Raw genomic sequence first — 14,410 nt, 5'->3', positions numbered from 1 at the left:
CCGCCGCGGCGGCAAGGCCCCGCCCGATCATCCTGACGGGCTCGGCGGCGACAGGTCCAGCCGCCCGTCCCGGGGCGGTCCCACTGGAGATATTGCAATGAAGACCCTGGTCATCCTTTCCTCGATTCTCGGCGAGCGTTCCAACAGCAAGCAATTGGCCGATCACCTGATCGCGCGCATCAAGTCGTCCAACCCCGCGGCCGCGGTCAAGGTCCGCGACATCGGCGCGCAGCCCATTCCATATTTCGACGGCAACACCGCCGGCGCCCTCTTCACTCCGGCCGAAGCCCGCACCGTGGAGCAGCAGCGCCTCGTCGAACTCAGCGATTCGCTCGTGGCAGAGCTGATGGAGGCCGACCGCATCGTGTTCGCCGTGCCCGTGTACAACTTCAACCTGCCGGCGCAATTCAAGAGCTATCTGGATCACCTCGCCCGGGCCGGCGTCACGTTCCGTTATACGCCGGAAGGCGTGCCCGAGGGGCTGGTCAAGGGTAAACAGGTGGTCGTGCTGACGGCGCGCGGCGGCAAGGCCGAAGGCACGCCCTCGGACACGATGACGCCTTACCTGCGCCAGATGCTGGGCTTTCTGGGCATGCACGACGTGACCTTCATCGCGGCCGAAGGCATGGCCATGGGCGAAGTCGCCGCGCTGGAAGGCCTGGCCCTCGCCAAGCAGCGCATCGACGCGCTGCTGCCCGCTGCCAGCGAGGCCACGCTCGCTGCGTGAACCATGGGCCATGGGCCATGAGCCGTGAACCCTAAGCCGTGAGACGTAAGTCGCAAGCCTTGCGATCTACGCCCTACACCATGAGGGCATGTCCAAAAAAAAAATGGCGAGCCCCGAGGCTCGCCATTTTCGTTTGGCAGAACTGCAGCCGAAATGCAGCGTCAGTCGCGCAGGCGCTTGATGAGGCTGGACGTGTCCCAGCGGCCGCCGCCCAGCTTCTGGACGTCGCCGTAGAACTGGTCCACCAGCGCGGTCAACGGCAGGCGCGCGCCGTTGTTGCGCGCTTCGGCCAGCACCAGGCCCAGGTCCTTGCGCATCCAGTCCACCGCGAATCCGAAGTCGAACTTGTCGTCGACCATGGTGCCGCCGCGGTTCTCCATTTGCCAGCTTTGCGCCGCGCCCTTGCTGATCACGTCGAGCACCAGCTTCATGTCCAGGTCGGCCGCCTGGCCGAACGCGATGGCTTCGGACAGGCCCTGCACGATCCCCGCGATGCAGATCTGGTTGACCATCTTGGCAAGCTGTCCGGCGCCCGGGGGGCCCACCAGCGTGACCGCGCGGCCGAAGCATTGCGCGACGGGCTTGATGGCGTCGAAAACGGCCGGCTCCCCGCCGCACATGATCGTCAGCACGCCGTTCACCGCGCCCGCCTGGCCGCCGGACACGGGCGCGTCCACGAAGTTCAGGCCCAGTTCCTTGGCTTGCGCATGCAGTTCGCGGGCAACGTCCGCCGACGCGGTCGTGTGGTCGACGAACACGGCGCCCGGCGCCATGCCGGCGAACGCGCCGTCCGGGCCCAGCACGACGCTGCGCAGGTCGTCGTCGTTGCCCACGCAGGCAAAGACGATCTGGGCTTCCGCAACCGCTTCGCGCGGCGTGGATGCGCTATGGCCGCCGAACTCGGCGACCCAGGCCTGGGCCTTGGCGGGCGTGCGGTTATAGACGGTGACGTCATGCCCGGCGCGGGCCAGGTGACCGGCCATGGGCAAGCCCATCACGCCCAATCCGAGGAAAGCGACTTTCTGGGCCACGACCGCGTCGTAGCTCTTGGTACCGATCGTTGCCATGCAATGGACTCCGCTCAATAAGGGTAGGTCTGTTTCAGGACACTAACCTTAACGCAATCAAAAGCCGGCGGCGAGCCCATCGCGTCGGCTGTCGCTGGCGCTGACGTAGCCGTCCACGGCCGGATCGCCCAGGCGCCAGATGAATTGGCCGGATCCGAAATCCATGTAGGGATCGTCCATGCCCTGCAGCACGTGACCGCGCTCGCGCAGGCCGTCGGCGACGGCGGATGAGACCGTCGGTTCCAGATCCACTTCCAGGCCGCGGTTCCATTTCCAGCGCGGCGCGTCACAAGCGGCCTGCGGTTGCTGGCCGTAGTCCAGCATGCGCACCAAGGCCTGCATCTGGCCCTGCGGTTGCATGTTGCCGCCCATGACGCCAAAGCTCATCACCGGCGCGCCGTCGCGCATCAGAAAGCCCGGGATGATCGTATGGAAGGGCCGCTTGCCGCCCGCGACCACGTTGGGGTGGGCCGGGTCGGCGCTGAAGCAGTGCCCGCGGTTCTGCAGGCTGACGCCCGTGCCGGGCACCACGACGCCGGACCCGAATCCCATGTAGTTCGACTGGATGAAGCTGACCATCATGCCATTGCGATCCGCGGCGGTCAGGTAGACCGTGCCGCCTTGCGGCGCATGGCCCGACGCGAAAGCCTGGGCCGATCGCGGATCGATCAGGCGCGCGCGCTCGGCCAGATAATCCGCGCGCAGCATCTGCTCAGGCGCAATCCGCATGTGGCGCGCGTCGGCCACGTGCGCGTAGACGTCGGCAAATGCAAGCTTCATCGCCTCGATCAGCAGGTGTTGCGTGTCGGGATGGTCGATCGGACGTGCCCCCAGGTCGAAGTTCTGCAGGATGCCCAGCGCGATCAGGGCCGCGATGCCCTGGCCGTTCGGCGGAATCTGGTGCAGCGTGTGGCCCCGGTACGACTGGCTGATCGGCGTCACCCACTCGGGGGCGTAGTCGCGCAGGTCCGCCAACGTGAGGGCCGCGTCGTGCGCTTGCGCGTGCGCCACCAGCTTGTGCGCGGTCTCGCCTTCATAGAAATCGCGCCCGCTGGACGCGGCGATGCGCTTGAGGGTGGCCGCCGCGCCCGGCAGCACGAAGCGCTCGCCAATGTGCGGGGCGCGGCCCCGCGGCAGGAAGTGCTCGGCGAAGCCGGGTTGCGGCTGCAGGATGTCGGCCTGCGCGGCCCACTTCTGATGCACGATGGGCGTGATGGCGAAACCGCGTTCGGCGTACTCGATGGCGGGCGCCAGGATGTCGGCGAACGACAGGCGGCCCAGCTTTTCGTGCAGCGCGCCCCAGCCCGCCACGCAACCCGGGACGGTGACGCTATCCCAGCCGCGGGCCGGGACGGCGCCCTGGTGCTTGCGGCGGAAATAGTCCACGTTCCAGGCGGAAGGCGCCGGCCCGGATGCATTGAGGCCGTGCAGCCTGGAGCCGTCCCAGACGATGGCAAAGCAGTCCGATCCCAGGCCATTGCTGACCGGCTCGGTCAGCGCCAGCGTGGATGCCGCGGCGATTGCCGCGTCCACCGCGTTGCCCCCTTGCGCCAGGATCCGCAAGCCTGCCTGGGCGGCCAGCGGTTGCGAGGTGGCGACGACATTGCGGGCAAATACGGGCGTACGGGTCGTCGTATAGGGATTCTTCCAGTCGAAAGTCATGGTGAATCATCGCGTGGGGTAAACCCGTAGCTTAACGTAGATGACTCGGTTGGGTACGATTGGTTGCTCGGAGTAATTAATTGTATCTTTCACTCCGCCTTGCGCCAGGGCAAAAAAAATCCCCGGGCCAGGCCCGGGGATTCTGTGGCGAAGGCGCCGCCGCAGGGCGGCACGCGTTGCCTTAGTCTTCTTCGACGAAAGTCTCTTCGCGCTTCTTGCGGATGGCCGGCAGGGCCACCAGGATCACCAGGAACACGGCGACGGCCAGCAAGCTAGCAGACAGCGGACGCGTCACGAAGGTGGAGAAGTCGCCGCGCGACAGCAGCAGGGCACGGCGGAAGTTTTCTTCCATCATGGGGCCCAGCACCAGGCCCAGCAGCAGCGGGGCGCCTTCGCACTTGAGCTTCGACCACACGTACCCGATGATGCCGAAGATCGCCGTGGTGAAGATGTCGAACGGGTTGTAGTTCAGCGAATACACACCGATCGTGCAGAACACCAGGATCGCGGGGAACAGGATGCGGTAGGGCACCTTGAGCAGCTTGACCCACAGGCCGATCAGCGGCAGGTTCAGCACCACCAGCATCAGGTTGCCGATCCACATCGAGGCGATCAGGCCCCAGAACAGCTCCGGGTGGCTCGTCATGACTTGCGGGCCGGGCTGGATGTTGTGGATGGTCATCGCGCCCACCATCAGCGCCATCACGGCGTTGCCGGGAATACCCAGTGTCAGCAGCGGGATGAACGACGTCTGGGCCGCGGCGTTGTTCGCCGATTCCGGACCTGCCAGGCCGGCCGGGTGGCCCTTGCCGAAGCGCTCCGGATTCCTGGAGATCTTCTTTTCCAGCGTGTAGGAAGCAAACGAGGACAGCACCGCGCCGCCGCCCGGCAGGATACCCAGAGCCGAACCCAGCGCCGTGCCGCGCAGGACGGCGGGAGCGGCTTCCTTGAATTCCTGCTTGTTCGGGTACAGCGAGCCGATCTTGTCGGTGATGTCGACGCGGTTTTCCTTCTGCTCCAGGTTGGTCATGATTTCGGCAAAACCGAACACGCCCATGGCCACGATGGCAAAGTCGATGCCGTCCTGCAGTTCCGGCACGCCGAAGTCGAAGCGCGCAACGCCCGAATTGACGTCGGTGCCGACCATGCCCAGCAGCAGGCCCAGCACGATCATCGCAATGGCCTTGGGCAGCGAGCCCGAGGCCAGCACGACAGCGCCCACCAGGCCCAGGCACATCAGCGAGAAGTACTCGGCGGGACCGAACTTGAAGGCCACTTCAGCCAGCGGGGGCGCGAAGGCGGCCAGCAGCAGCGTGGCGACGCAGCCGGCGAAGAACGAGCCCAGCGCGGCAATTGCCAGCGCGGCGCCCGCACGGCCGTTGCGGGCCATCTGGTGGCCGTCCAGCACGGTCACCACCGCGGACGTTTCCCCTGGCAACGCCACGAGAATTGCCGTCGTGGAGCCGCCATACTGCGCGCCGTAATAGATACCGGCCAGCATGATCAGGCCGGCGATCGGGGGCAGCACGTACGTGATCGGCAGCAGCATTGCAATGGTGGGAACCGGGCCGATGCCCGGCAGCACGCCGATCAGCGTGCCCAGGATGCAGCCCAGCAGCGCGTACATCAGGTTCTCGGGCGTAAACGCCACCGAGAAACCCATCATCAGGTGGTCAAACAATTCCATGGCTGGTGGCTCCTTAGTTCATGCCCAGAAACGACGGCCACAGCGGGAAAATCAGCCCCAGCCCCTTGATGAATGCCAGGTACGTGAACAGCACCAGGAAGATGCCGTTCGCGACGGCGACCTTCAGGTTGAATTCATGGCTGGCAAGGCTGCTGACGACGACCAGCACGAACACCGAGATGTACACGCCCAGCAGTTTGAGGATCAAGCCATACAGAACCACGGAGCCCACCACCAGGAAGACGATGCGCCAGTCGAACTTGTCGACGTGCGTTTCATGGGCCTTCTTGGACAGCGAGCTAAGCAGCACGATGGCGCCCAGCAATGCGAGAACGATGCCTAGCCAGAAAGGAAAGTACCCTGGGCCCATTCGGGCAGCAGTACCCATTTGGTAGCTGCCTGCCTGCCAGGCGAATCCCAGTCCGAGGGCGATGAACATCACCCCCGACCAGAAGTCCTGTCGATTGCGTAGCTGCATGATTGGTTGGCTCCTGTTTACAGCATGTAGATAAAAGAGGTTTGTAGCCGGATGGATGCTCGCCGAAAGGCGAGTGACAGGCACAAAAAAGGCACTTCAGGGTGCCATTAGTTATTCTGAAAGCGACGACGTGGTTTCTTGGAAGGCCGAATGGTAATGGACGCCTGCCACGCTGCAAACCCTGTAAGGTCGGTGAAAGCCTGGGGTTTTCCCTAGAATTGGGGAACTCCCGATCCTCGTTTGTAACGGGGGCGGAAGATTGAGGGCTTTTTGAAAGCTAAGTGAAAGTTTATAGAAAGAATGGCGAAAGCCGGATCGGCCGGATGCGGCAATTACGACCGATGGGACTTTCCATGGCTTTGAAGAGTCGGTAACCTTCGCGCCCCGAATCACCCGCGTATTTCCTACTGAATATTGCCGGGTTTCTCACCTTGCGTGAAGAGGCCCGGTCCAACCCAGGATGGTTTACGATAGCGCCCATGCTGCAAGATCTAGACCAACTCGCCGCCCGAATCGGGCAACTGGTGCAACGCACCCGCCAACTCCACGCCGAGCGCGACACGTTGCGCCTGCGCGTGAACGAATTCGAAGCCGAACAACGCGCGCTCAAGCAGCGCGCCGCCGAGCGCGAAGCCGAGGTCGTCACGCTGCAAAGCAAGCTTCAAGATCATGACGGCGCCGTGTCCGCCATGCTCGAGCAGGCCAGGCAGGCAGAAGCCACGCTGCGCGAACAGCTCGCGCGCGAGACCGCCGAGCGTCAGGCGCTCGAGTCCCGCTACGCCGCCCGCGAAAACGAATGGCAGGCCAGTCTGCAATCGCGCGACTCAGAACTACAGCGCCTGCGTGTGGCCGCCGCGTCGGCCCGCGAGCGCATCGACGCCGTACTGGCCCGCTTGCCGGGTGCGCCGTCCGGAGAGCAACACTAATGGAACGTGTAGACGTATCGATCCTAGGCCGCGAGTACTCACTTGCGTGTTCGGCCGAAGAAAAGCCCACCCTGTTGGCCGCCGTGCGCCACGTTGATCAGCTCATGCTGCGCATCCAGGGCACGGGCAAGGTGTCGAGCAATGAGCGCATCGCCGTGATGGCTGCATTGCAGATCGCTGGCGAGCTGCTTGCAATGAAAGCACCCGATGGTCCGCTGGGCGGTTTGGCGGTCGGCGACTTCAAGCGTAGAATTGAGGACATGAACGCAGTACTCGATGACGCCTTGTCGGGTCAGGAAAAACTGCTCTAACGTTCATAAGCAGTTCATAAGCAGTATTCAAGATTTTTCAGTTTGTCCCTGCCGTGTTCGTGACTAGGCCATACATTCTCTGAACCTATGTCTTTTTGGCATATTGGTTGCGGGAGTGCAGAGCTGGAGTGATTGTCTCTTGCAGACGAACCCGATGCTCTTCGGAACGCGACCACCTTGAACCTCAGGGTTCGAGATGCCGGCCTTGACGGCACAGGCGGGGCATCTATCCCAGCGGACCTGCCATGCGCGCAGGTCCGCCCCGGGTGCCTCGGCCATCCCCCCTCCGTCCTCCCTCCTAGGACCAGTCCATGTTCAAACACCGTGTTTTTTCGCTCACCAGACTTGGTGTGGCGTGCGCAGCCGTGGCCGCCATCGCAGTCGCCCAGCCCGCATTCGCCCAGGCCCAGGCGCCGTCCGTAACGCCAGCCGCCGAGCAGGCTGCGAACCGCTCGCCCGAGATGACGCTGCAAGCCATGGCGTCTTCCGAGGTCAAGCAGGACACCGTTCGCATTGCATTGTCCGCGGAAGTCGAGGCCCCGGACCAGCCGACCGCCGGCCAGAAGCTGACTGCCGCGCTCGAAGACGTGGTCAAGCGGGCGCGCGACACCAAAGACGTCGACGTGCGCACCAGCAATTTCAACGTCTGGCCCAACATGAACAACAAGGGAAAGATCGCGTCGTGGCGCGGGCAGGGCGAGATCGTGCTGGAATCCAAGGATTTCGCCGCCGCCGCGGCCCTCGCTTCCAAGCTGTCCGACAAGACCGCCATTTCCAACATCAGCTTCTCGCTGTCGCCGGCCGCGCGCGAGGCCGAAGAACGAAAGCTGCTGAAAGAAGCGGCCCAGGCGTTCAAGGACCGCGCACTGGCCGCGGCCAATGCCTTCGGCTTCTCGGGCTATCGCCTGTCCAAGCTGGAACTCGGCGGATCGGGCGGCCCCGTGCCGATGCCGCGCATGATGGGCGCGGCAATGGCGAAAGGCGGGTCCTTCAGCAGCGCCGACGCCAGCGTTCCCCTGGAAGCGGGGAACGTGACGGTCAGCGTCGCGGTCAACGGGACGATCGTTTTGCAGTAAGGCTGAACATGATGGCGCCCAGGGCGACCATCGGCAGGGACAGCCACTGCCCCATGCTCAACCCGCCCGCGAGCAGACCCAGGAAGTTGTCCGGCTCGCGGGTGAATTCCACCAGGAAGCGGAACGTTCCGTAGCCCATCAGGAATAGCCCGCTCACCTGGCCCAACGGACGCGGCTTGCTCGAGAACCACCACAGCAACGCAAACAGCACGATGCCTTCCAGTCCCAGCTCATAGAGCTGCGACGGATGCCGAGGCAGCCCGTCGCCGCTATCGGGGAACACCATCGCCCAGGGCACGTCAGTGGGGCGGCCCCACAACTCGCCATTGATGAAATTGCCCAGCCGGCCAAAGCCCAGGCCCAGCGGAATCAACGGCGCAATGAAATCGCTGATCGCAAAGAACGGCAGGCCCTTCTTGCGCGCGAACAGCAGCATCACCAGGATCACGCCGATCAGGCCGCCGTGGAAGGACATGCCGCCCTGCCACAGGTACAGCACCTCCAGCGGATGGGACAGGTAATAGCCCGGCTTGTAGAACAGCACGTATCCCAGCCGCCCACCCAGCACCACGCCCAGCACGCTATAGAAGATCAGGTCTTCCAGGTCTCGCACATTGAGCGACGTGGTGTGCCCGCTCTTGATGCGGTGGCGGCCCAGCAGGTACACGAGCGCGAAGCCCGCCAGGTACATCAGCCCATACCAGTGGATGGCGAGCGGCCCGATCTGCAGGGCGATGGGGTCGAATTTTGGATATTCCAGCATGTTCTGCCCGACACAATAAAGTTGAATGATAATAACCGGCGAGCACTGAAGATTCGCATTGCAAGCGAGCCAGCTTCCCCGGGTGCGTTCGCCATGTCCGCGCCCCGACGGCCGACAGGAGACACTGACCATGCCGCACAACGAACGTTCCCGCCACATCACCCAAGGCGTCGCGCGCGCACCCAATCGCGCCATGTATTACGCGCTGGGCTACAAAGAAGCTGATTTCGAAAATCCCATGATCGGCGTGGCCAACGGCCACTCGACGATCACGCCCTGTAATAGCGGCCTGCAGCGGCTGGCCGATGCGGCCATCGACGCGATCCGCGCCTCGCGCGCCAATCCCCAGGTGTTCGGCACGCCCACCATCTCCGATGGCATGTCCATGGGCACCGAAGGCATGAAGTACTCGTTGGTCTCGCGCGAAGTCATCGCCGACTGCATCGAGACCGCCGCGCAGGGGCAGTGGATGGACGGCGTCGTCGTGATCGGCGGCTGCGACAAGAACATGCCCGGCGGCATGATCGCCCTTGCGCGCACCAATGTGCCGGGCATCTACGTCTACGGCGGGACGATCAAGCCGGGCCGCTACAAGGGCAATGACCTCACCATCGTGTCCGTCTTCGAGGCGGTGGGCGAATACACCATGGGCCGCATGCCCGAAGAGGATTTCAAGCAGATCGAGAAATGCGCGATCCCGGGCTCGGGCTCCTGCGGCGGCATGTACACGGCCAACACGATGAGTTCCGCTTTCGAGGCCATGGGCATGAGCCTGCCGTATTCCAGCACCATGGCCAACGAAGACGACGAAAAGGTCACCTCGGCCGCCGAATCCGCCCGGGTGCTGGTCGACGCGGTCAAGCGCAACCTGCGTCCGCGCGACATCATCACCCGCGAGTCCATCGAAAACGCCGTGTCCGTCATCATGGCGACCGGCGGCTCGACCAACGCGGTGCTGCACTTCCTGGCCATTGCGCACGCCGCAGAAGTGCCCTGGACCATCGACGACTTCGAGCGCATCCGCAAGCGCGTGCCCGTGCTGTGCGACCTGAAGCCCTCCGGCAAGTACGTCGCGACCGACCTGCATCGCGCCGGCGGCATTCCGCAGGTCATGAAACTGCTGCTCAACGCCGGCCTGCTGCATGGCGACTGCATCACCATCACCGGCAAGACCATTGCCGAAACCCTGGCCGACGTGCCCGATGCGCCGCGCGCCGACCAGGACGTCATCATGCCCATCGATCGGGCGGTCTACCCCCAAGGCCATCTGGCCATCCTGAAGGGGAATCTGTCGCCCGAAGGGTGCGTCGCCAAGATCACCGGCCTGAAGAACCCCGTCATCACGGGGCCGGCGCGCGTCTTCGATTCCGAAGACGACGCCATGACAGCCATCATGGCCCAGCAGATCCGGGATGGCGACGTGGTCGTCATCCGCTACGAAGGACCCAAGGGCGGGCCGGGCATGCGCGAAATGCTCGCGCCCACCTCCGCGCTCGTCGGGCAGGGGCTCGGCGAAACCGTGGGGCTCATCACCGATGGCCGCTTTTCAGGCGGCACCTGGGGGATGGTCGTAGGCCACGTCGCGCCCGAAGCCTTTGTCGGCGGCCCCATCGCGCTGATTCAAGAGGGTGATTCGGTTACCATCGATGCCCACAAGCTGCTGCTGCAGCTCAACATCAGCGACGAAGACATGGCGGCTCGTCGCCAGGCCTGGGTCCAGCCCAAGCCGCGTTATACACGCGGTGTGCTTGCCAAGTTCGGCAAGCTCGCCAGCACCGCGAGCCGTGGGGCAGTAACCGATGCATTTGAAGATTAGTCTGTTGGTGGCCGCGGCCGGCGTCCTGGGTGCCGGCGCGGCGCATGCGCAAACCACTGGCCTGGATCTGGCCAAGAGCAAGGCCTGCATGGCCTGTCACCAGGTGGAGGTCAAGCGGGTGGGGCCGCCCTTGCAGAGCGTGGCCGAACGCTATGCGGGGCAGGGCGACGCCATGGTGGACTACCTGGCGGGCAAGATCCGCGGCGGTGGCCGCGGCGCATGGGGCGCCGTCCCCATGCCCGCCCAGACCCACGTGTCTCCCGAAGATGCCCACGCGCTGGCCGAATGGATCTTGTCGCTGGCGCCGGCAAAGCAGTAGCCTTGAATCTCATGCCCCGGCATCGAGCCGGGGGCGCGGGCCGCGCGCAGCGGCCGCCTATCAGTAAGGAATCGTCATGGCAGAACAACCCTCACCGGGCAATGAAGTCGCCGTTCTAGGCGGCGGTTGCTTCTGGTGTGTCGAAGCAGTGTTTACCGACCTGCGCGGCGTCCAGAGCGTGTTGCCGGGCTACAGCGGCGGACACGTCGACAACCCCAGCTACGAGCAGGTCTGCGGCAAGGACACCGGCCACATTGAAGTCGCGCGTATCGAATTCGACCCCGCGCAGCTCTCTTACAGCGATCTGCTGCGCGTCTTCTTCGCCACCCACGACCCCACCACGCCGGGGCGCCAGGGCAACGACGTCGGCCCGCAATATGAATCCGCGATCTTCTGGCAAAACGAGTCCCAGCGCGAGCAAGCAGAGGCCGTCATTGCCGAGGTCGAGGCGCAACAGGTCTACGATGCGCCCATCGTCACCAAGCTGCTCCCGCCAGCCCGCTTCTGGCAGGCCGAGGACTATCACAGCAATTACTTCGCCTTGCACCCCGAGCAAGGCTATTGCCAATTCGTCATCGCGCCCAAGGTCGCCAAGTTCCGCAAGCAATTCCACGACCGCTTGAAGCGTTAAGCGTTGCACGACGCGCGTTGTCCACGAGGCCCCTTTTCGCGGCGAGTGTTTTCGCTGTTCGACAAGGGGCCTTGTCATGGCGGTTGCGCCCACAAAAAACCCCGCCATGCGGCGGGGTTGGAAAATCAGGCGCCCAGGGCGCGACGCCGTGTGCCGGCGTCGCTGGGTCTTATTCCACGGTCTTGACCACGCCGCGACGCATCTGGTCCAGCTCGATCGATTCAAACAGGGCCTTGAAGTTGCCCTCGCCGAAGCCGTCATTGCCCTTGCGCTGAATGATCTCAAAGAAGATCGGACCGATCTGATTCTCGGTGAAAATCTGCAGCAGCAGTCCGCCGCCGGGCGCACCATCCAGCAGAATGCGATTCTGCTGCAGGCGTGCCACGTCCTCGCCGTGGTTGGGCAGGCGACGGTCCAGCAGCTCGTAGTAGGTCTCCGGCGTGTCCAGAAAGACGACGCCCGACTTGCGCAGCGATTCGACCGTTGCGTAGATATCGTCCGTCGCCATCGCGATGTGCTGGATGCCTTCGCCACGGTACAGGTCCAGGTATTCCTGGATCTGGCCCTTCTCCTCGGTGCCTTCCTCGTTGATCGGAATGCGGATATTGCCGCAGGGCGACGTCATCGCCTTGGACTTCACGCCCGTCACCTTGCCTTCAATATCGAAGTACCGCACTTCGCGGAAGTTGAAGAGCCGCTCATAGAATTCCGACCACTCCGCCATGCGGCCCTTGTGCACGTTATGCGTCAGGTGATCCACCAACGTCAGGCCCGCGCCGCGCCAGTTGACGTCGGACTGCGCATTGGCCGGATCCAGCGGGACGAAATCCACGTCATAGATGCTGATGTCGCCAATGCCGCCGTGCCCCTCCTTGCCCGCCCAGCGGTCGACCAGGTAGATCAGCGAATCGCCAATGCCCTTGATCGCCGGAATATTCAGCTCCATCGGGCCGCTATGCGAGTCGAACCCCCAGGCGCCCAGTTCCAGCGCGCGCTTGTAAGCGGCGTTGGCGTCCTGCACCCGAAAGCCGATCGCACAGATCGACGGGCCGTGCAGGCGCGCAAAGCGCTGGGCAAAGGAATCGGGTTCTGCATTGATCAGGAAGTTCACGCCGCCTTGGCGGTACAGCGTCACATCCTTGTGGCGGTGCTTGGCAATGGCCTTGAAGCCCAGCAGCTCAAACACCTTGCGCAGTGCGGCGGGATCCGGCGCGGCATATTCGATGAACTCGAACCCGGCGGTGCCCATCGGGTTCTCCCACGGTTGAAAAGCGCTGCTCATAAGTCTGCTCCCTTGCATGTTTTGTGAGGACGACTTGTTGTTCAAGTCTAGACGCAGATTGTAGGTACGAAGCACGGGCAGACGATTGCAAACATGGCGCGAAAGGGGATGAGTTGAGCAATAATATTGCTCCATACTCAAACTATGAGGTTGAACATGTCTGCAATCGAGCTTGATAGGACAGATTTAAGGATTTTGGCCGAATTGCAGCGGGACGGCCGCCTCAGCAACCAGGAATTGGCCGACAGGATTTCCCTGTCGCCCAGCCCCTGCCTGCGTCGGGTCAGGCGCCTTGAAGAACAGGGTTTCATCAAGAAGTACGTAGCGCTGATCGACGCCGCCAAGGTCGGCCTGGGGCTGCTCGCCTACGTGAACATCCGCCTTAACAAACACAGCGGCTCCAGTCACGCACCCATGAGCGACTTCGCCCGTGACGTCCAGCTCTGGCCCGAGGTGGTCGAGTGCTACGCCATGTCCGGCGACATGGACTATCTGATGCGGATCCAGGTGGCCGACCTCGCGCATTTCTCCCGGTTCGCCATGGACACCCTCATGCGACACCCGGCCGTGATCGACATGCGCTCATTCTTCGCCCTCCAGCAAATCAAGGAAACGACGGAGTTGCGCCTCTAGTCTTTGTTTGAATGTGCTTCGCAGGCGGGCGCCCGTTCACGCACACAAACCTGCGCCGCCCATGTCTCGCGCGGCGAGCTTTCTATATAGAGCGTTCTATATAGATAGAGCGAAGAAGGCTGGCGAGTCGTCGCACGCACGGACCAGACCGGGGCGAATTGCAAGGTCGTCCCCATAAAGAATCATATTTCTGCAAAATGGGTGTCATGCTGGCGACACACGCCAAATTTCTGTGCTATAGTCTCGCTCCTTCGCTGCTCAAGCAGTTTTGAACAGCGAAGCCAAGCAAGTGCAACAGGTCTGGCCGATTTAGCCCGATCTGCCGCAAAAGCCCTCAGCAGTGACGGCGACGCGGTTTGTGCAAGGATTGGAGCAAATTAGGCAGAAGCCAGTTGCACGATCCGCAAAAATTGTGCTATAGTCTTGGGCTTGGCTGGTAATGACGAATCAGGGTTTACCCGAATCCACTTCCAGTCACCTGTGCGGTAACCGGCCCCTGAGTTCAGGGTCGCTTCTAAGAAACGAGGTTGCAGGATGTGGTGCAAATCAGGCAGAAGCCAGTTGCACAATCTGCAAAAGCTGTGTTATAGTAGAGGGCTTGGCGGTTGCCGAAAAATTAGGGTTTACCCTGAAGTTTCGATAGTCGCTAAGCGCTGAGAAGTCAGCGCAGTGATTAGATTGAATTAGTAGTACCCGCTCTTTAACAACTAAACAACCGATAAGTGTGGGCGCTTGATGCGAGTGCAGCGGTTTGGGTTTCGGCCTTAATCGCAAGCACAAGAAATCAAGTGCTCACTAGAAGTGAAGTACCTTAGACGTCAAGTTTAAGAACATACCTCACTTCCTTTGAGTAGCGACGTATGACCTGGTTTGAATTGGCGTAAGCCAAGGCAGACCAAGAATACGAAACAAATACAGAGATTAAACTGAAGAGTTTGATCCTGGCTCAGATTGAACGCTAGCGGGATGCCTTACACATGCAAGTCGAACGGCAGCACGGACTTCGGTCTGGTGGCGAGTGGCGAACGGGTG

The 14,410-nt window shown here is 62.8% G+C and carries 14 protein-coding genes, 1 rRNA gene and 1 other RNA gene; 10 read left to right on the top strand and 6 right to left on the bottom strand.

Annotated features, from left to right (window positions below; all coding sequences use genetic code 11):
* Window positions 1-97 precede the first annotated feature (97 nt).
* Window positions 98-727: an FMN-dependent NADH-azoreductase gene (locus BMW75_RS12275; protein ID WP_076518832.1), complete on the top strand. Its 630-nt coding sequence runs from the start codon at window positions 98-100 to the stop codon at window positions 725-727.
* 161 nt (window positions 728-888) lie between these two features.
* Here BMW75_RS12275 and BMW75_RS12270 read toward each other — a convergent pair whose 3' ends face one another.
* From BMW75_RS12270 to BMW75_RS12255, 4 genes are all read right to left on the bottom strand, one after another.
* Complete coding sequence (locus BMW75_RS12270) at window positions 889-1,794, bottom strand: NAD(P)-dependent oxidoreductase (protein WP_092579591.1); 906 nt, start codon at window positions 1,792-1,794, stop codon at window positions 889-891.
* A gap of 57 nt (window positions 1,795-1,851) precedes the next feature.
* Window positions 1,852-3,456, bottom strand: a complete 1,605-nt coding sequence (locus BMW75_RS12265) for a gamma-glutamyltransferase family protein (RefSeq protein ID WP_092579589.1) — start codon at window positions 3,454-3,456, stop codon at window positions 1,852-1,854.
* Between the two features lie 181 nt (window positions 3,457-3,637).
* A complete protein-coding gene (locus BMW75_RS12260; protein WP_092579587.1) occupies window positions 3,638-5,143 on the bottom strand; it encodes a tripartite tricarboxylate transporter permease in 1,506 nt (501 codons plus the stop codon).
* A 13-nt stretch (window positions 5,144-5,156) separates the two neighbouring features.
* Window positions 5,157-5,621 (bottom strand): tripartite tricarboxylate transporter TctB family protein, encoded by a 465-nt coding sequence (locus BMW75_RS12255; protein WP_076518836.1) that lies wholly within the window; start codon window positions 5,619-5,621, stop codon window positions 5,157-5,159.
* 479 nt (window positions 5,622-6,100) lie between these two features.
* On the opposite strand from BMW75_RS12255, the gene BMW75_RS12250 reads away from it, so the two are divergent.
* From BMW75_RS12250 to BMW75_RS12235, 4 genes are all read left to right on the top strand, one after another.
* Window positions 6,101-6,547 carry a hypothetical protein gene (locus BMW75_RS12250; RefSeq protein WP_076518837.1) on the top strand — a complete coding sequence of 149 codons (447 nt, stop codon included), beginning with the start codon at window positions 6,101-6,103 and terminating at the stop codon, window positions 6,545-6,547.
* A complete protein-coding gene (locus BMW75_RS12245; protein ID WP_076518838.1) occupies window positions 6,547-6,858 on the top strand; it encodes a cell division protein ZapA in 312 nt (103 codons plus the stop codon). Before BMW75_RS12250 ends, BMW75_RS12245 begins: the two co-directional genes overlap by 1 nt.
* 42 nt (window positions 6,859-6,900) lie before the next feature.
* A non-coding RNA gene (gene ssrS, locus BMW75_RS12240) (6S RNA) lies at window positions 6,901-7,086 on the top strand.
* 83 nt (window positions 7,087-7,169) lie between these two features.
* Window positions 7,170-7,934 (top strand): SIMPL domain-containing protein, encoded by a 765-nt coding sequence (locus BMW75_RS12235; protein WP_092579585.1) that lies wholly within the window; start codon window positions 7,170-7,172, stop codon window positions 7,932-7,934.
* On the opposite strand, the gene lgt is transcribed toward BMW75_RS12235, so the two are convergent.
* A complete protein-coding gene (gene lgt, locus BMW75_RS12230) occupies window positions 7,909-8,697 on the bottom strand; it encodes a prolipoprotein diacylglyceryl transferase (protein WP_092579583.1) in 789 nt (262 codons plus the stop codon). The genes BMW75_RS12235 and lgt overlap by 26 nt on opposite strands.
* Before the next feature lie 130 nt (window positions 8,698-8,827).
* On the opposite strand from lgt, the gene ilvD reads away from it, so the two are divergent.
* The 3 genes from ilvD to msrA all read left to right on the top strand — a co-directional run bounded on the left by ilvD (window position 8,828) and on the right by msrA (window position 11,463).
* Window positions 8,828-10,513 carry a dihydroxy-acid dehydratase gene (ilvD, locus tag BMW75_RS12225; RefSeq protein ID WP_092579581.1) on the top strand — a complete coding sequence of 562 codons (1,686 nt, stop codon included), beginning with the start codon at window positions 8,828-8,830 and terminating at the stop codon, window positions 10,511-10,513.
* Window positions 10,497-10,832 carry a c-type cytochrome gene (locus BMW75_RS12220; RefSeq protein WP_076521930.1) on the top strand — a complete coding sequence of 112 codons (336 nt, stop codon included), beginning with the start codon at window positions 10,497-10,499 and terminating at the stop codon, window positions 10,830-10,832. Before ilvD ends, BMW75_RS12220 begins: the two co-directional genes overlap by 17 nt.
* Before the next feature lie 76 nt (window positions 10,833-10,908).
* Window positions 10,909-11,463, top strand: a complete 555-nt coding sequence (gene msrA / locus BMW75_RS12215; protein WP_092579579.1) for a peptide-methionine (S)-S-oxide reductase MsrA — start codon at window positions 10,909-10,911, stop codon at window positions 11,461-11,463.
* Between the two features lie 169 nt (window positions 11,464-11,632).
* Here msrA and hppD read toward each other — a convergent pair whose 3' ends face one another.
* A complete protein-coding gene (hppD, locus tag BMW75_RS12210) occupies window positions 11,633-12,745 on the bottom strand; it encodes a 4-hydroxyphenylpyruvate dioxygenase (RefSeq protein WP_092579577.1) in 1,113 nt (370 codons plus the stop codon).
* 156 nt (window positions 12,746-12,901) lie between these two features.
* Here hppD and BMW75_RS12205 point away from each other — a divergent pair, with 156 nt between their 5' ends.
* Both BMW75_RS12205 and BMW75_RS12200 read left to right on the top strand, forming a co-directional pair.
* The gene (locus BMW75_RS12205; RefSeq protein ID WP_076521931.1) at window positions 12,902-13,378 is read left to right on the top strand and encodes an Lrp/AsnC family transcriptional regulator; all 477 of its coding nucleotides are present in this window, start codon (window positions 12,902-12,904) and stop codon (window positions 13,376-13,378) included.
* Between the two features lie 923 nt (window positions 13,379-14,301).
* A 16S ribosomal RNA gene (locus BMW75_RS12200) occupies window positions 14,302-14,410 on the top strand; the annotation flags it as partial.

Source organism: Achromobacter sp. NFACC18-2, from assembly GCF_900108985.1.
In the GTDB taxonomy this organism is placed as follows: domain Bacteria; phylum Pseudomonadota; class Gammaproteobacteria; order Burkholderiales; family Burkholderiaceae_B; genus Achromobacter.
This window is presented reverse-complemented; position numbering and strand designations above follow the sequence as displayed.